Origin of the sequence: Kitasatospora sp. NPDC056076, from assembly GCF_042266305.1 — a bacterium.
GTDB lineage: Bacteria > Actinomycetota > Actinomycetes > Streptomycetales > Streptomycetaceae > Kitasatospora.
In genome coordinates, this window is sequence record NZ_JBHJWG010000017.1 from 133,305 (window position 1) to 146,884 (window position 13,580).

Sequence of the window (13,580 nt, forward strand, 5' to 3'; positions counted from 1 at the left end):
ACCCCCTACTGGTCGGTGTCGGCTCCGGGTTCGTCGTCCTGGTCCGGCTCGGTCCCGGCCGGCGGGACGATGTTGTATCCGCCGGTGCCGATGGTGGCCGGGTCGGCCATCGGGCCCATGCCCTTCTCGGCGAGGATCCGCTGGACCTCGTCCTCAACGCGCTCGTCGTCCCAGTCCTGGTTGATGAGCCGGACGCGGGTCTCGGTCGACGCCGCCTCGGCGGTGTTGAGCAGGTTCGCGGTGGTGGCGAGGTCTTGCGGGGACTCGCTGATGGAGTCCTGCCACTCGATCGTCGGACGCTCCACGACCACGTCGCGTGCGTTGAATTGCGGGCCGAACTCGACGGCGAGCAGGGCCTCGATGATGTCGGCCAGTGCCGGGCTGGTGTACAGCACCTTGCGGCCGCGGGTGGTGAGGGTGCGGGCCTGGCGGGCGCGGACCTCGGTGGCGGTCATTGCCTGCCCGTCGGGTTCACCGAACGTTGCCGCCGAGTAGCCGGCCATGCGGATGGCCTGCTCGATCAGTGCGTCCGCGGTGGCCTTGTGTTCGACGTGCCGAATCGCGAACTGGCTGACGGTGATGCCCTCGTCGCTGGTGGGCGGGATGTTCAGGGCGGCGTAGACCTCGCGGTCCTCGTCGAAAGATGCGCCCTGGCCCGGGCCGCTGCTGGTTAGGTACTGGCCGGACAGCATGATGCGGCCCTTGGCCAGGCGGATGTCCCGCATCCAGGAGCTGTAGGTCTCGTCGAGGGCGTCGAACAGGGCCTCGACGCCCTGGTAGTCGGACTGGCCCCAGTAGGCGGCGGTCGGGATGTCCCGCCAGGACCGGGCCGGCCGCATGTTGGGGATGTAGGCAGCGGTCAGGTTGTTCGGGGCGCCGGTGGGGATCGCGGACTGCTCGTCGACCTGCGCGGCGAGCGGTGCCGTGGCGTCGTACTCGGTGAGCGGGACGGCCTTGCCGAGATTGTCGACGGTTCCCTCGTAGACGCCGTGCAGGATCCGGCCGCGTTCGTGCCGTTCCAGGTGCCGGATGAAGCTCTTGCCGTCGCACTGGATCACGGTCCAGAACGTGACCGCAGTGAGCACGCCGTACCGGAACTCGGGAACGGCGGCGTCACCGGCGACTGCGGTGATCCACGGCCGGGGGCGGATGTCAGTGTCCCAGACGACGCGCAGGAAGGAGCCGCCAAGCGCGGAGCCGACCTCGCCGGCTTCCAGAAGGGCGGCGTGCAGGCCGTCGGCTACGAGGTTGTCGATCCGCTCCTGGGTGTCCGAGGTGCTCACGGTGATCTTGGGTGGCTCGGAGAACAGCAGGTCGGCGGACGCGCGGGAGATGTCCCCCGCAAGCGGCACGTGGATCTTGGTGCGGCGTTCGCCGATCGGGGTCGGCTGCCCCCACCACCAACGGCTGAACCGCCCGATCATCCCGCCGCGCAGCTGCGATGGCCGGGTGACCGGCTGCCGGATGCCGCGGTTCAGGTACTGCAGCTGGAGCTTGTCCGGGTCGCCGCTGTACCAGGCGGACCAGTCGGCCAGCGAGGTGCGGACGACGGGGTCGATCGGCGGCCAGGCGGTGTTGTTCGCGGGCAGGGGCACGGTCACCTCCTGCGCGTGCTCGGGGCCGTCAGGCGGCCTGGTGGAGGTCGGTGCGGAGCAGGCCGCGCCACTCGTGTGCGGTGGAGTGGAGGACGTACCTGAGGGCGTCCACGCTGTGGTCGTTGATCTTGAGTGGCTTGTCCTGGCCCTTGGCCGCCGCCGAGTCGTCCCAGGCGTAGCCAGGGAGTTCGTCGATCAGGCCGCGGCAGGAGCGGTGCACGAGGAGCCGGCCGGAGCCGAGCGCGACCCCGACGGAGCGGATGCCGTCCAACACCTCGTTGTTGGCCTTGGCTACGTTGGTGAGGCCGTCGGCCCACAGCTGGGTCATGAAGCTGGCGGCGGACGGGTCGACGAACAGCCAGTCGGGGTGGGCGTCCTGGGTTGTCAGCCAGTCGCGCAGGCCCTGTGAGTACTGGGCGTCGGTGAGTTGGCGGCGGGTGACGCGGGAGTCGTGCCGGTACTCGGAGACGACGTACAGGCGGCCGTCGATCCCGAGGCCTATCAGGAGCGCGGCGAAGGCGTTGACGGTGCCGTAGTCGACGCCGACGCCGAGTAGGCGCTGCATCTGCGGCAGCACGTCGACCAGCATGGTGTCGGGCTGCCACATATCGTAGATGGCGCCCTCGGCCTGCACCCACGCGCCGTCGATGAACCGCCTGTACCAGAGTCCGACGTACTCGGCCTTGAGGGAGGCGACGTAGGCCGGCGCCAACGACGGGTTGTCGTCGAGGGTGAAGTGCCACGACCGCAGGTCGAGTTCGTGGCCGCGGTCGATGAACCGCGTCTTCAACCAGTGGGCCGGGCCGTCCGGGTTCGTGGTGGCGAACAGCCGGGCGCCCGGGACGCTGAGGCGGCCGAGGAGCTGGTTCCAGAAACCCTCGGGGATCAGGGTCGCTTCGTCGACGTAGGCGAGCGAGGCGGTGAGGCCTCGCAGGCGTCCCTCGGCGCGGGCGTCGCTAGCGCCGATCAGGTGGATTGTGCGGCCGAGGATGACCGCGGTGGTGGCTCCTCGGGTGTGGTGGACCTGGCGGGCGAGCGGGCCGAACAGCTCGATCGTCTGGAGCGGGTCGAGGACGTTGCGTTCGATCGTCTGCAGGCTGCGGCCAACGATCACGATCAGGCCGGTTGTCGGGGCGGTCGAGATCGCGATCAGGAACGCCAGCAACGAGGCGATGGTCTTGCCGGAGCGGATCGCCCCGGACCAGATGTTGATGCGGGCCGTGGCCTGCGCGACGCTTCGCAGCTGCTTGCGGGAGAGCGGGAGCTGGTCGAGCATCAGCCCTCCCCGCCGGTGTCCTCCTCCGCGTAGCGCGCGATGCCGGCCGCGAGGGCGCCGAGCATGGACAGGGCGTCGTCGGCACCGGTGCCTGCGTCGATGGCTTCGAGTCGGGCAGCGGCGTTGAGGTAGCCGGTGACCGCGCCTGCGAGGTGCTTCTCGTCGGAGGCCGGCGGGTATTCGTCGGAGACGGTGACGACCATGCCGGTGTGGGTGACGTGCTGGTAGCGGTACTCGTCTTCCGCGAGGCGGTCCTGGATCCGTTCGACGCGGTCGTAGAGGCGCTGAACGGCGCGGGTGCGGCGGTCCTTGTTGTCGGCCTGGCGGGCGTTCGTGGCGGCTACGACCTGCGCGGACCGAGCGAACGTGAGTCCGGCGTCGTGGACAGTCTCGGTGACGGTGCGGGCGGACCGGTCGACGCGCCGCATGATCTCGTTGCGGGACAGGTTCTCGGCGTGCAGGCGGAGGATCTCGGCGCGGACCTCGTCGGTCACGGGCCCGAGCTGGCGTCCGGGCATGGCCACCTCCTCGGGTCAGGTACGCGTGGCCAGATCAGGCCTGCGGGCTGGGCTTCTCGACGGCCTCGGCGGCCATGGCCTTGGCCTCGTCGGCAACGTCACCGCTGATGGAGGCGGCATCCGCCTTGACCTCGGCAACGAGGGGGCCGGCGGTCACGGCGAGGTGGTGGGCGTCGGCGGTGACCTCGGCGGTGAGGTCGTGCTCGTCGCCGCGGAAGCGCTCCCAGAGCCGGTGGGCCTCGTCGGCGAGGTGGTGGCCCTCGGCCTTGAGCTTGGTGACGAGCGCGTGGAAGTCGTCGGAGAGCGACATGGGTTCCTCCTGGGTGGTGAGGGCGTGGGGACGGTCAGGCGACGGCTTGTTCGACGTGCCAGAGCGTCGGCGCCTGCTGCAGGCAGGCCAGTCGAGCTGCCTCACGATCTGGTTGCGGGAGAGGTTCTCGGCGTGCGGCCGGAGGATCTGGGCGTGCACCCGGGCGGCGACGTGGCCGAGTTGGTGTCTGGACACAGTCACCTTTACGCCTGAGTCATCGGTCGTGAGTTCGGATGCGATCACTCATTCGGGTGGCAATAGGTGTAAGAACCGAAGGTTCTCCACAGGTATCGGCGAACGCTGCACAGTGATCAACCGAAGCGCCTATTGTGGCCGCAGCTGACGTCGGTGACACACCGTCATCAGTCACTTCCGTTTTCGCAGCGACCGCGAGGAGGGAGGTGAGCATGAAGCTGAACCAGTTGATCGCGAAGATCAGGGCCGCCAAGCGCATCCTGGGCCATGGGCCCCGGGGCGCACGGTGGTTGGCCTACGGCAAAGATGCAGCGGTGTTGACGCACGCGCTGATCGGAATCGCCGTATTCCTGCGCCACTGGTAGCCCCAGGGCTTCATGGCTCCGGCTGGGGAGCTGTCATTCGACGGGCGGCTCCCCAGCCTCCGGACAGGGTTCTTTCAAACCGAACCCCTTCGGAGCTTCGTCCACCGTAGCCCCGATACCTGCTCCAACGCCGGGATTTAGTGAATCTCATAGCGCCTTCACACCCGCATGCATCAAATTCGTACGTGGTTGACGATTACGCGGCCACCTGTCCGACGTGCCAGCCGGGGCGGCGTCCGCCACGGGCGGGCCGGTCGGCGCCGTTGAGCCAGCAGTGGTGTTCGGCCTTGGCGACGGTCGGCAGGTGGTAGAGGTGCGGGCCGCCGGGGATGGGCAGGGCCTCGATGAGGCCGAGGTGGACCCACCGTTTGATGGTGACCTCGTCGACGCCGAACGCCTCTGCGGTGCCGGCCCGGTCGGCGATGTCGGCCGGGTTGATGGCGGCCAGCGGGGGGTTCGGGTAGCGGGTCACGGCACCTCCCCGGGCAGCGCGAAGGCCCCGCGGCGTGGTGCCTGCGGGGCCTTCGGGGCGTTTCTGGGCAGGGGCTACCTGCTGCAACGCAGGTTACGACGGGAGGCGATCAAGCGCAACTACATGCGGCTCAGGGCCTCCTGGGCGCTTGCCCGCAGCTCCGCGGGGAAGCAGTTGGCGTTCTGCGTCACGACGAGGAACAGGAGTCGCTTGTTGCGTTGTTCGTCGTCACTGCCAGTGCGGGACTGTTGAGCCGCGCGCACGTACTTCTCTGCGGCGGCACTTGTGTCTGCGCACGGTGAAGCTGTGGTGGGGGGTGTCGGTTGTCCCCGCATCGCCCAGCCGAAGGCTATGCCGACAAGGAGCACGGTGATCGTCCCGGCGGCCAGGATCCCGTGGCTGATGTTGACGTGGGTCGCGCGTGCCTGGGGCTTCGCGACCGGCTGCTCGGACGGGTCACTGTCCTGGTCGTAGACGTCGGTCATGGTGCGCATCCTCTCGCGGTTCCGCCCGCCCCGGGTAGCGCCTGGGGCGGGCAGGTTGGTCAACGGCTGGGCTCGGTCGGCGGCTGCGGCTGGGGCCAGACGACGCTGTAGCCGCCTCCGCATTCGACGACGACCGGCTCGGGCGGGGTGGGCTGCTGGTCGGTGCCGTTGGCGTACGCCATGATGGCGTTCTCCTCTGCTCGTTGGTGGGTGGAGGCCCGGGGCGGTCGGCGTGCTTGGCGGCTGTACGGCCGCCCCGGGGCGTGGTCAGGTGGTCGGCCGGAGGTCGTACAGCTCGGCGATGCGGGCGCGGATGCGCTTGATCTGGTCGCCGATCTTGTGTCGCTTGTCCGGGTTGTCGGCGGCGTCAACGAGCGCGTGCTGGAGTTCCGTGAGGCGGCCCTCGGCGGCGGCGAGCTTCTTGGCGGTGGCCTGCTCGTCGGTGATCACGACGCGTTCTCCTCACGCTGGCGGCGCATCTCGGCCTTGATGTTGTCCTCGGTGGCGCCGAGTTCGAGGGCTCGGCTCATGGCGCGGAGGCCGATGTGCGGGTCGGTGAGGCAGTCGGGTCCGCCGTGGGCGAGGACTTCGCGGGCGGCCTCGGCGATGGCCTGTTCCTTGGTCATGATGCGTTCTCCCATTCGATGATCGAGCGGTTCGGCTGGTCGGGGTGGGCCTTGGTCCAGAACCCCTTCTGGGTGGCCACGTCCGAGCGTTGTTGCTGTTGTTGTTGCTGGTCAGGACCGGCAACAACGCCCGAGAGGGGTTCCCGAGAGTGGTCGGGGAGTGGGGGCACGTCGCGGAGATAGATGCCCTTGGAGGGGCCGCGGCCGGGCACCCGGCAGTCCGTGACGGGGATGTTGAGGTCGGCGAGGAGGGCCCGGACGGGGGCGGTGTCGGTGCCGTCGTCGGCCCACTCGTAGGCGATCTGGACGAGGTGGATCCGGTCGTTCTTGCCGGGCTTGGTACCGGGCATGAGCCGGTGGATGAGGGTGAGGAATTCGGTGTGCTCGTCGGCCTCTTCCGCGTCGTCGGTCGCTTCGGTCGCTGCCGAGTCCTCGCCCGGCTTCGGGGTGGTGCCCTTGGCCGGCCTGGCACGCTGGATGGTGTTGCCCACGACGAGGGCGGCCAGGATCCAGAGGGTCACGGTGCCGGCGGCGATGGCGGTGCGGTGGCCTTGCAGCATGGGCCAGGCGACGATGGCCGCGACGACCGCGCACCCGGCGACGACCAGGAGGGGGTTGCTGGGCCGCTCTCCCCTGAGGGCTTCGAGCGCGGTGAACCGCTGCTCAGGGTCCTTGATCGCCAGGGCCTTGTCGCGGCGTTCCTTCCACGCGGCCACGGCCTCGTTGTGGCTCTGCCGCTTCTCGGCTGCGTGGGTCTTGATCGGGGCCAGTAGGCGCCGGTTGCCCCGGGCGAGGGCGGCCAGCGAGATGCCTTCGAGGTAGCGCATCAGCTCACCACGGTGTGGACGAGGGAGGTGCCGATGCTGGCGAAGATCGCCCAGACGCCGGAGGCGGCGCTGAGGATGCCGGGGGCGGCGATCCCACACAGGAGGTCCTTGACGAACGAGGGCTTGAACCAGAAGGCGACGCCGACCAGGAACGCGGCGACGGCGGCGGGGCCGATGGTGCCGAACGTCTCGGACTGCTTGGTGAGGGTGTCGGAGAACTGGGTGCCGACGAGGCTGATCTTCTGGAGGGCGGTGCCCGCGCTGGCGGCGGTGATCCCGATGACCGCGCCCCAGTAGAAGACGTGGTGCCCCTTGACGGGCTGGAACTTGCCGCCTCCGCGCTTGTGGGCGACGAGGGCGAGTACGACGACGAGCAGGATGCCGCCGGCTCCGAAGGTGCCGAGCATGGTGGGCTCCTAGTGGGTGGTGAGGGCGAACAGCGGGGTGAGGCCGAGGACCGCGAGGAGGGCGGAGGCGAGGGGGATGCGGACGAGGCAGAGGTAGAGGACGGCGGGGCCGCGGACCTGGGTGACGCGGACGTGGCCGCCGCCGCGGAGCTTGTGGTCGAGCACCCAGGCGAGGGCGACGGCTCCGACGCCGGCGGGGAGCGGCAGGTGGGTGAGGGCCTGGGGCAGGTGCACGAGGTAGCCGGCGGCGGCCGAGACGGCGGTGAGGATGCACCAGCGGCGGAACCGCAGGGTGCGCTCGTCGGGGCTCTGGCGCCAGAGGACGGAGGCCCGCTGCCGCCGGGCGATGGCTTCGCTGCGGTGGCGGCGGCGGCGCTGCTGTTCGGTCTCCCCCTTGGCTTCGTACACGGCTTCGCGTTCGGCGCGTTCGCGTTCGGCCCGCTCGTCGGGGGTCTCGGTGAGGATGGTGCCGACCCGGGTGCCCAGCCTTTCGGCGAGGGCATCGGCGAACTCGGACACCCAGATCCGGTGGGAGGCGTCGTCGTTGCCCGGGGCCTCGGGCTCGGGTTCCTCCTGGTCGTCGTCCTCGTCGGGGCTGCTGTCCTTGCTGAGGTTGACCGGCTTCGGCTTGGGCTTGCTGGTGGTGCCCGGGCTCCAGGGCCCGTTGCGGCGCCACCATTCGGGTTCGGTGTCGGGTTCGGTCGTGCCGATGGTGGGTGGGTGGGCGGGCGGCGGCGGGATGGCGGTCACGTCAGTTGCCCTTTCGGGGGCCGCGGCCGCCGGCGCGGAGCCAGGCGGCGGTTCCGGCGTCGATCTTGCGGACGTTGTCGCTGTCGCGCTTGCGGTCCTTGGGGGTGCGTCCGGTCGGCGTCGGGGTGGCGGTCTTGTTGCCGCCGCTGAGCAGGGACCTGAGGCCCATGGTCATCTCCACGTCAGGAGGGTGGTCTTGGGGGTGCTGGGGGCGTGGGCCGGCCCGGCGGGGGCCTGGCGCGCGGGGGTGTCCTTCACACGTAGCCGCCGTTGCCGTGGCGCCGTTCGTTCTGCTCGGCCTGCTTCTGGATGGCCTTCGCGTGGTCGCGGCGGGCCTTGGAGAGGCGGTGGCGGATGTAGGCGGTGTCGGTGGCGACGCCCTGCTTGGCGAGGGCGGTAGCGATGGTCTCGGCGGGGGTGTCGAGGCCGCCGAGGTGGTGGGCCATGGTGGTGATCGCGTCGGCCTTGGAGAGGCCCTTGACCAGGGGCGCATTCGGTGCCGCATTCGGGCGCATCTGGGCGCCGATGGCGGGCGCCGGGGCGGCGGTGGGCTGCGAGACGCGGTCGAGCCGGACGGTGGGCACGGCGGCCTCGCCAAGGATCAATGCGACGTCGAGGGTGGAGACGGTGATGCCGTAGGTGGCGAGCATCTCCGCGAGTTCGGCGTGGTCCATGTCGGGGTGGGAGGACGCGGCGATCTCGACGGCGTCGGCGGGGTCCATGGTGGCGAACCGCTCGCGGAGGAGGGCGCGGTGGTCTCGCCGCCCGACGGCGGGCGCGGGCTGATGCGGCACGGATGCGCCGCTGGTCACGTGGGCGACGGCCCGTTCGCGAAGGTTGGTGATGGCCTGTTCACCGGCAAGGGCCCAGCCGAGGGCGCCGTAGGCGGGCATGCGCATCGGGGTCTCGCCGCGGTCGGCGCGGGCGGCGGCTCGTTCGGTGGCCCAGGCGAGGGCGGAGACGAGGAGCAGGCCGACGGCGGGTGAGGCGTACAGGACTTCGGCGGGTCGGCCGCCGCCGGTGAAGCGGGCGTGGACCAGGTTGAGGTAGATCGACACGGCGGCCATGCCGAGGGTGGCGAGGACGGGTCCGGCGGCGGAGCGGCCGGCGCGGACGGCCTCGCTGGCCATGCGGAGGCACATGTAGGCGACGCCGTCGAAGACGAGGCCTGCGGCGAGGGCGAGGAGTGCGGGGACGTCGTAGTGGCGGGCGACGACGTAGAGGGACCAGCCAGCCATGCTGGCGGCGGCGGTGCGGACCAGGGTCATGGCTGCGGTCCAGCCGATGGCTCCGGTCGCGGTGGTCTTGGTGGTCATGGTGGTGGCTCCGGGGAGGCGGGGCGGGGGATTGGTGGGCTCGGCGTTCGGTGTGGTCACGGCCGCCGAGCGGGGAGCGGCAGTCAGCCAGTGGTTGCCGGATACGTCCTGGCGTGGCCTGTGCCGCTGCAGGCTTTGCAGGTCGGCCCGTCGAGGGATCGGCGGTCGCTGTGGTTGTGGGCCCAGAGGTTGTGGCCGGTGCCGTGGCAGCGGTCGCAGTGCCGGTACAGCGGCTCGGCGTGGGACGTCGCCCGGTGCAGCCGGTCGACGCGCACGGTCGGCTCGAAGCCGGGGAAGTACCGCAGTTGCCGGCCATCAGAGGAGACCAGGCGGCCACTCAGCTCGTACAGGCCGATCTTGCCGGGCCACCAGGGGATCAGGGTGGCCGTGACCTGTTGGCCGGCAGCGAGAGTGAAGGGGTTGTTGTTGGCGGTCGTCACGGTGAGCGGGCGGGTGATGGTGATGAGCTGGGAAGTGGGCATCGCGGTCCTGGTGGCGGTGAAGTTGGTCTAGGCGGCCTCCGTGAACGAGGCCTGCGAGATCAGGCCAGCGGTCGCCTTGTAGGTGTTCAGGCCGGTGATCAGCGCCGTGTCGGTGGGCGAGTACACGAAGACGTGGATCCAGCGACCGGTCGTGCGGTGCCGCATCCAGGCCTTCGGCGCGTCCTGGCCGTTGTGGGCGGTGCGGTGGGCCTTGGCGACGTGGCGGCCGTACCAGGACTGCTGGCCGTCGGGGAGCTGGATGCCAAGGCGGTCAAGCATGTCGCCGGTGCGGATGAGGCCGTTCAGCTGGCCGTTGAGGATCTCGTACGCCGTGTCGATGGTGATCTGGGCGGCGGTGCGGATCGTGGCGATGGTGCGGCGGATGAGCTTGCGGGCCTTGGCGGTCATCTCTGCGCTCCCCGTGATGGGTTGGGCTGCTTGGCGCTGCCTTGATGACTCCATCATGAGGCCAACACGTTGGCCTGTCAATAGGCCAACTCATTGGCCAATGCGTTCGATGATGTGCCCAATGCCCCGCCCTATCCGAAGCCCCCCACCTGTGCGAACATGAGCCCATGGCCGCCGACGACTACACGCCCACCCCGGAGACAGCCCGCCTGTTCTCCCGGTACAAGCGCGCCCGCGAACTCGAAAAGCAACTCCTCGCCGAGGTCAAGGCTGCGGCACCGGCTGAGCTCCACGCCGGTGCGACCGCCGCCCAACTCGCCGGTCTGACAGGCCTGTCCGACGAGGTGTTCCGACGCATCGCCCGCGCCGAGGGCGTCGAGCGCCGGCGCGAACCCACCGTCGGCAAGCTCCGGCCAGACGCCTGACCGTCTGCGACGAAGCCGCCCGGCTGCTGCCGAGCGGCCCTTTTGCATGTCCGCATCCGCGCGCATCACGGCCCCACCCGACGTCTCGGGTGGGGCCGTTGTCATGCCGTTGACCTGCAACGCATCCGCCGCGCATCCCGGCGCATCCGCTGGTTGGCCCGGCGCTGGTTGGCAGCCTCAGGCCGCGGCGAGCTCGGCCTGAACGACGCGGCCGACGTACTCGGGTCCGGTGAGGATGAGGCCGCAGGCTCGGCATTCGCACCTGCCGTCGTCCTGCACGGCGGCAGTCATCAGCTCGCAGCCGGGGCAGACCATGCGGCGGCGGGCGGGCGGGGCTATGGGCTGGCCGGTGGCGCGGTTGAGGTGGCTGTGGAGGCGGCCGATCTCGTCGGCGAGGTCGCGGGCGTACGGGCGGCTGGCGGCGAAGTCGAGGTGCAGCAGCAGCAGCTTCACCGCGACGGAGACGGTGCGCTCCCAGTCGTAGCCGGCGGGCCGGATCCAGCCGGTCCAGTCGTTGGCGGCCTGCCGGTCGTCGAGCACGATCCGGGCCCAGCTGGCGAGGAGGTCGAGGCCGGGCGTCTGGTCTTGGTCGCCGTGCTGGTCGTGGACGGCCGTGTTGGCGGTGGGGCCGACGAGGGAGAGCACGTCGAGCCGGCAGGGCAGCGGGGCGGTGCGGGTGGCGCCGGAGACGCGGGCCCCGCGGCGGCTGGCGCCGGGCTGGAGGGCGAGGTGGGCGAGCACGATCAGCTCGGGCATCTGGCCGAGCTGGGTGCGGAGGCGGTCCAGGTGCGGGGCGGGAAGCATGCCGGTCTCCTGTGCGCTGTGCGGGGTGGTTGTTCAGCGGGTGGGCTGGTAGTCGGCGAGGTCACGGCTGGGCCTCGGGCGGCGGGCAGCATCTGTTGATCAACTGGTCCAGTCCGGTGAACCGGGCCGGGCTCGGGCTGCAGAAGTCGGCCACAGCCTCGTTCATGGCGGCCGCGATGGCGCCCATGTAGGCGGCGTCGCCACAGTCGCCACCGGAGTGGTAGGGCTGTCCGCAGCCGGCGGCGCACGGGGTCACCGCCGTCATGTAGCCGACGGTCACGGTGGGTTCCGCAGGCGGTGTGCTGTCGGCCTCGTCGAAGTCGTGGATGGCTTTGCGGATTCCAGTGACAGCGGTCATGGTGGCGTCGTAGTGGCCGCCGTAGCCGGGGAATCGGGCCATCTGGTCGGCGAGTTCCCGAACCGCGGCGATGCGGGCCTCGGCCTGCTCGGCGCGGGTGCGGTACTGGTGGCTGAGCTGGCCAGCCTCGAAGCGCTCAGCCTCGGCAGTTCGGAGCCAGGCGAGGGCCTGGTCGCGGTCGTTGCAGAGGCGGAGGATGCCTTCGCCGTACGCCTGGGCACGCTCGCGGGCGGACAGCCAGGCGGCGCGGTACCGCTCGGCGCGGCGGCCCTGCCGTCGCCACTGGGCGAGCTCGGTCTCGGCGTCCCGGAGTTGCTGGGCGAGTTGCTGCTGGTAGGCGCTGGTCACGCGGCGCTCCTCGGGGTGTTGGCGGCGAGTCGGGCCGCAGCCTCCAGTGCCTGGGTGATGCCGGCGGCTCCGCAGTCGAGGTCGAGTTGGCCGGTCTGGTGGGCGAGGACGACGGCGTGGGTGGTGCTGCGGGCGCCGAGTTTGATGCGGGCGCCCTGGGTGCGGTCGAGGACGGCGTTTCGGCTGATGCCAAGTCGGCGGGCGGTCTGTTCGCTGGTGAATCCCTGGGCGGCGTAGAGGAGCGCCTCGATTTCAACGGCGGTGAGGGCCTGTCCGGGGCGGGCGGTGAGGGTCATGGCTGTTGCTCCAGGGCGGTGACGATGCGGGCGAACTGGTCGTCGAACCAGGCCTGTTCGGTGGCTTGCCTGCCGGACTCGACGTAGTCGACGCAGATCCGTTGGAACCAGTAGAGGCTGACGATGGCGGCGGGTCCGCAGGTGGCGAGGACGGTCCAGGCGGTCACTGGGGCTCCTCGACGGCGACGACGATGTGGTCGACGGAGTAGGCGTCGTTGCGGTGTCCAGCGCCTCGCAGGAGGGTGAGGGCTTCGAGGGTGCGGCCGGTTTCGATGAGGTGGGCGGCGTGGGCCATTTCGGCGCGAAGCTGGCGGTTCTCGGCGATGCGGTCGGCGTGGGCCGGGGTGATGTTCATGGGGTTCCTTCTGGACGGGTGTCGGCTGGCAGCTGGTCGCGGCCGGTGGGGTGGAGGGCGAGGAGGACGGTCCCGAGGCCGGCGCTGAGGAGGGCGCCAGCCAGGACCAGCCAAGGGGACACGGTCACGCGGCGTCCTGGCCGAGCACCGCATAGGCGACGTCGAGGGCGTGGCCGAGCTCGGCGGAGACGTGCGGGCCGCGCCAGATCTTGAAGCGCTCGGCGTAGACGTCGAGCCAGGCGGCGAGCGGGCCGCGGAGGGCGATGTCGATGCGGTGATCGCCTTCGCGGATGCGCTGGGCTGCGGCGGTGAGCAGGTCAGTGGGATGCTGCTTGGTCAAGATGTGCTCCTCGGAATGCAGTTGGCGGTACGGCCAGTGCGTGAATGTTGACTCTGAGTGGCTGATGCACGACTTGTTCAGGCGGGTCGAGCGGGAGGTCGAGCAAGTCGCTCACCTCGCGGTGGAGACGGGCGTGACGTTCGAGGTGGACGACATCGTGGATGCGGTCGAGCGGGGGCTGCCGGCCGGCTATCCGGCACCTACGGCCAGCGGGGCGGAGTCCCGCAGGGAATTGGTCCGCCAGATGGCAGAGGACGTGCTGAGCGGGGAGGCGTACGAGGACTAGCCCGGGGCCTGCCGCCGGGTGACGGCAGGCCGGGGCGGGTCAGCGGGACTGGGCGCGCAGGATGGCGGTGGCGAGGCTGGCGGCGAGGTCGGGGATCTCCATCTGGTCGATGCCGACTTCGGTCTCGATGGCCTCCAGAGCGGTCTCGATGACCTCGGTGAGCTGGTCGTGGTCCACGGTGGCGGCCTCCTTGGGTTGGGGCCGCCCGCGGTCACGGGCGGCGTTGACGGGCGTCAGCGGGGCGGTGTTGGGGTCGGCGAGGGTGCCGGGCTGGGGGCCGATGGTGCGGCAGTGCTGGCACCAGATCCGGCCGATGGTCGGCGACCAACCGCAGGT

General features: G+C 70.6%; 26 protein-coding genes. 3 read left to right on the plus strand and 23 right to left on the minus strand.

Annotation, left to right across the window (positions count from 1 at the left end; all coding sequences use genetic code 11):
- Positions 1-5 precede the first annotated feature (5 nt).
- From ACFC1T_RS16960 to ACFC1T_RS16975, 4 genes are read right to left on the minus strand one after another with little or no spacing between them, the layout of a single operon-like run.
- A complete protein-coding gene (locus ACFC1T_RS16960) occupies positions 6-1,595 on the minus strand; it encodes a phage portal protein (protein WP_375889148.1) in 1,590 nt (529 codons plus the stop codon).
- Between the two features lie 28 nt (positions 1,596-1,623).
- On the minus strand, positions 1,624-2,871 hold the full coding sequence (locus tag ACFC1T_RS16965; RefSeq protein WP_375889151.1) for a PBSX family phage terminase large subunit: 1,248 nt from the start codon (positions 2,869-2,871) through the stop codon (positions 1,624-1,626).
- Entirely contained in the window at positions 2,871-3,389 is a 519-nt protein-coding gene (locus ACFC1T_RS16970) for a helix-turn-helix domain-containing protein (protein WP_375889153.1), read from the minus strand. Before ACFC1T_RS16970 ends, ACFC1T_RS16965 begins: the two co-directional genes overlap by 1 nt.
- A gap of 34 nt (positions 3,390-3,423) precedes the next feature.
- Positions 3,424-3,699, minus strand: a complete 276-nt coding sequence (locus ACFC1T_RS16975; protein WP_375889155.1) for a hypothetical protein — start codon at positions 3,697-3,699, stop codon at positions 3,424-3,426.
- 407 nt (positions 3,700-4,106) lie between these two features.
- Between ACFC1T_RS16975 and ACFC1T_RS16980 the strand changes: the two genes are divergently transcribed.
- On the plus strand, positions 4,107-4,259 hold the full coding sequence (locus tag ACFC1T_RS16980; protein ID WP_375889157.1) for a hypothetical protein: 153 nt from the start codon (positions 4,107-4,109) through the stop codon (positions 4,257-4,259).
- A 196-nt stretch (positions 4,260-4,455) separates the two neighbouring features.
- On the opposite strand, the gene ACFC1T_RS16985 is transcribed toward ACFC1T_RS16980, so the two are convergent.
- The 12 genes from ACFC1T_RS16985 to ACFC1T_RS17040 all read right to left on the minus strand — a co-directional run bounded on the left by ACFC1T_RS16985 (position 4,456) and on the right by ACFC1T_RS17040 (position 10,032).
- Complete coding sequence (locus ACFC1T_RS16985) at positions 4,456-4,731, minus strand: hypothetical protein (protein ID WP_375889160.1); 276 nt, start codon at positions 4,729-4,731, stop codon at positions 4,456-4,458.
- Positions 4,732-4,850: 119 nt separating this feature from the next.
- Entirely contained in the window at positions 4,851-5,216 is a 366-nt protein-coding gene (locus tag ACFC1T_RS16990; RefSeq protein WP_375889161.1) for a hypothetical protein, read from the minus strand.
- Positions 5,217-5,275: 59 nt separating this feature from the next.
- On the minus strand, positions 5,276-5,398 hold the full coding sequence (locus ACFC1T_RS16995) for a hypothetical protein (protein WP_375889163.1): 123 nt from the start codon (positions 5,396-5,398) through the stop codon (positions 5,276-5,278).
- A gap of 85 nt (positions 5,399-5,483) precedes the next feature.
- Entirely contained in the window at positions 5,484-5,666 is a 183-nt protein-coding gene (locus ACFC1T_RS17000) for a hypothetical protein (protein ID WP_375889165.1), read from the minus strand.
- Positions 5,663-5,842, minus strand: a complete 180-nt coding sequence (locus ACFC1T_RS17005) for a hypothetical protein (RefSeq protein WP_375889167.1) — start codon at positions 5,840-5,842, stop codon at positions 5,663-5,665. Before ACFC1T_RS17005 ends, ACFC1T_RS17000 begins: the two co-directional genes overlap by 4 nt.
- Positions 5,839-6,669 carry a hypothetical protein gene (locus tag ACFC1T_RS17010; protein ID WP_375889169.1) on the minus strand — a complete coding sequence of 277 codons (831 nt, stop codon included), beginning with the start codon at positions 6,667-6,669 and terminating at the stop codon, positions 5,839-5,841. The genes ACFC1T_RS17005 and ACFC1T_RS17010 overlap by 4 nt, the downstream gene beginning before the upstream one ends.
- Positions 6,669-7,076 (minus strand): hypothetical protein, encoded by a 408-nt coding sequence (locus tag ACFC1T_RS17015; protein WP_375889170.1) that lies wholly within the window; start codon positions 7,074-7,076, stop codon positions 6,669-6,671. Before ACFC1T_RS17015 ends, ACFC1T_RS17010 begins: the two co-directional genes overlap by 1 nt.
- 9 nt (positions 7,077-7,085) lie before the next feature.
- A complete protein-coding gene (locus ACFC1T_RS17020; protein WP_375889171.1) occupies positions 7,086-7,826 on the minus strand; it encodes a hypothetical protein in 741 nt (246 codons plus the stop codon).
- Position 7,827: 1 nt separating this feature from the next.
- Positions 7,828-7,995, minus strand: coding sequence for a hypothetical protein (locus ACFC1T_RS17025; protein WP_375889174.1), 168 nt, complete (start codon positions 7,993-7,995; stop codon positions 7,828-7,830).
- Positions 7,996-8,080: 85 nt separating this feature from the next.
- On the minus strand, positions 8,081-9,142 hold the full coding sequence (locus ACFC1T_RS17030; protein WP_375889176.1) for a hypothetical protein: 1,062 nt from the start codon (positions 9,140-9,142) through the stop codon (positions 8,081-8,083).
- 83 nt (positions 9,143-9,225) lie between these two features.
- A complete protein-coding gene (locus ACFC1T_RS17035) occupies positions 9,226-9,624 on the minus strand; it encodes a hypothetical protein (RefSeq protein WP_375889178.1) in 399 nt (132 codons plus the stop codon).
- A gap of 27 nt (positions 9,625-9,651) precedes the next feature.
- Positions 9,652-10,032, minus strand: coding sequence for a hypothetical protein (locus ACFC1T_RS17040; RefSeq protein WP_375889179.1), 381 nt, complete (start codon positions 10,030-10,032; stop codon positions 9,652-9,654).
- Between the two features lie 167 nt (positions 10,033-10,199).
- Here ACFC1T_RS17040 and ACFC1T_RS17045 point away from each other — a divergent pair, with 167 nt between their 5' ends.
- Entirely contained in the window at positions 10,200-10,457 is a 258-nt protein-coding gene (locus ACFC1T_RS17045; protein WP_375889181.1) for a hypothetical protein, read from the plus strand.
- A gap of 177 nt (positions 10,458-10,634) precedes the next feature.
- Here the strand turns inward: ACFC1T_RS17045 and ACFC1T_RS17050 are convergent, their stop codons facing one another.
- From ACFC1T_RS17050 to ACFC1T_RS17075, 6 genes are all read right to left on the minus strand, one after another.
- Positions 10,635-11,261 (minus strand): hypothetical protein, encoded by a 627-nt coding sequence (locus ACFC1T_RS17050; RefSeq protein ID WP_375889184.1) that lies wholly within the window; start codon positions 11,259-11,261, stop codon positions 10,635-10,637.
- 61 nt (positions 11,262-11,322) lie between these two features.
- Complete coding sequence (locus tag ACFC1T_RS17055) at positions 11,323-11,967, minus strand: hypothetical protein (RefSeq protein ID WP_375889186.1); 645 nt, start codon at positions 11,965-11,967, stop codon at positions 11,323-11,325.
- Positions 11,964-12,263, minus strand: a complete 300-nt coding sequence (locus ACFC1T_RS17060; protein WP_375889188.1) for a LuxR C-terminal-related transcriptional regulator — start codon at positions 12,261-12,263, stop codon at positions 11,964-11,966. The genes ACFC1T_RS17055 and ACFC1T_RS17060 overlap by 4 nt, the downstream gene beginning before the upstream one ends.
- Positions 12,260-12,430 carry a hypothetical protein gene (locus ACFC1T_RS17065; RefSeq protein WP_375889189.1) on the minus strand — a complete coding sequence of 57 codons (171 nt, stop codon included), beginning with the start codon at positions 12,428-12,430 and terminating at the stop codon, positions 12,260-12,262. The genes ACFC1T_RS17060 and ACFC1T_RS17065 overlap by 4 nt, the downstream gene beginning before the upstream one ends.
- Entirely contained in the window at positions 12,427-12,618 is a 192-nt protein-coding gene (locus tag ACFC1T_RS17070) for a hypothetical protein (protein ID WP_375889192.1), read from the minus strand. Before ACFC1T_RS17070 ends, ACFC1T_RS17065 begins: the two co-directional genes overlap by 4 nt.
- A 124-nt stretch (positions 12,619-12,742) precedes the next feature.
- A complete protein-coding gene (locus ACFC1T_RS17075; RefSeq protein ID WP_375889193.1) occupies positions 12,743-12,958 on the minus strand; it encodes a hypothetical protein in 216 nt (71 codons plus the stop codon).
- A 64-nt stretch (positions 12,959-13,022) separates the two neighbouring features.
- Here ACFC1T_RS17075 and ACFC1T_RS17080 point away from each other — a divergent pair, with 64 nt between their 5' ends.
- Complete coding sequence (locus tag ACFC1T_RS17080; protein WP_375889195.1) at positions 13,023-13,244, plus strand: hypothetical protein; 222 nt, start codon at positions 13,023-13,025, stop codon at positions 13,242-13,244.
- 39 nt (positions 13,245-13,283) lie between these two features.
- Here the strand turns inward: ACFC1T_RS17080 and ACFC1T_RS17085 are convergent.
- The coding region (locus tag ACFC1T_RS17085; protein WP_375889197.1) for a hypothetical protein at positions 13,284-13,580 on the minus strand (297 nt) is incomplete at its 5' end.

Excerpts from the sequence above, each read along its gene's own strand:
- ACFC1T_RS17025 (WP_375889174.1), bottom strand. The coding sequence starts at position 7,995 with ATGGGCCTCAGGTCCCTGCTCAGCGGCGGCAACAAGACCGCCACCCCG.
- ACFC1T_RS16980 (WP_375889157.1), top strand. The coding sequence starts at position 4,107 with ATGAAGCTGAACCAGTTGATCGCGAAGATCAGGGCCGCCAAGCGCATC.
- ACFC1T_RS17040 (WP_375889179.1), bottom strand. The coding sequence starts at position 10,032 with ATGACCGCCAAGGCCCGCAAGCTCATCCGCCGCACCATCGCCACGATC.
- ACFC1T_RS17070 (WP_375889192.1), bottom strand. The coding sequence starts at position 12,618 with ATGAACATCACCCCGGCCCACGCCGACCGCATCGCCGAGAACCGCCAG.
- ACFC1T_RS16995 (WP_375889163.1), bottom strand. The coding sequence starts at position 5,398 with ATGGCGTACGCCAACGGCACCGACCAGCAGCCCACCCCGCCCGAGCCG.
- ACFC1T_RS17015 (WP_375889170.1), bottom strand. The coding sequence starts at position 7,076 with ATGCTCGGCACCTTCGGAGCCGGCGGCATCCTGCTCGTCGTCGTACTC.
- ACFC1T_RS17030 (WP_375889176.1), bottom strand. The coding sequence starts at position 9,142 with ATGACCACCAAGACCACCGCGACCGGAGCCATCGGCTGGACCGCAGCC.
- ACFC1T_RS17080 (WP_375889195.1), top strand. The coding sequence starts at position 13,023 with ATGCACGACTTGTTCAGGCGGGTCGAGCGGGAGGTCGAGCAAGTCGCT.
- ACFC1T_RS17045 (WP_375889181.1), top strand. The coding sequence starts at position 10,200 with ATGGCCGCCGACGACTACACGCCCACCCCGGAGACAGCCCGCCTGTTC.
- ACFC1T_RS17005 (WP_375889167.1), bottom strand. The coding sequence starts at position 5,842 with ATGACCAAGGAACAGGCCATCGCCGAGGCCGCCCGCGAAGTCCTCGCC.
- ACFC1T_RS16975 (WP_375889155.1), bottom strand. The coding sequence starts at position 3,699 with ATGTCGCTCTCCGACGACTTCCACGCGCTCGTCACCAAGCTCAAGGCC.
- ACFC1T_RS16970 (WP_375889153.1), bottom strand. The coding sequence starts at position 3,389 with ATGCCCGGACGCCAGCTCGGGCCCGTGACCGACGAGGTCCGCGCCGAG.
- ACFC1T_RS17010 (WP_375889169.1), bottom strand. The coding sequence starts at position 6,669 with ATGCGCTACCTCGAAGGCATCTCGCTGGCCGCCCTCGCCCGGGGCAAC.
- ACFC1T_RS16965 (WP_375889151.1), bottom strand. The coding sequence starts at position 2,871 with ATGCTCGACCAGCTCCCGCTCTCCCGCAAGCAGCTGCGAAGCGTCGCG.
- ACFC1T_RS17060 (WP_375889188.1), bottom strand. The coding sequence starts at position 12,263 with ATGACCCTCACCGCCCGCCCCGGACAGGCCCTCACCGCCGTTGAAATC.
- ACFC1T_RS17035 (WP_375889178.1), bottom strand. The coding sequence starts at position 9,624 with ATGCCCACTTCCCAGCTCATCACCATCACCCGCCCGCTCACCGTGACG.
- ACFC1T_RS17050 (WP_375889184.1), bottom strand. The coding sequence starts at position 11,261 with ATGCTTCCCGCCCCGCACCTGGACCGCCTCCGCACCCAGCTCGGCCAG.
- ACFC1T_RS16990 (WP_375889161.1), bottom strand. The coding sequence starts at position 5,216 with ATGACCGACGTCTACGACCAGGACAGTGACCCGTCCGAGCAGCCGGTC.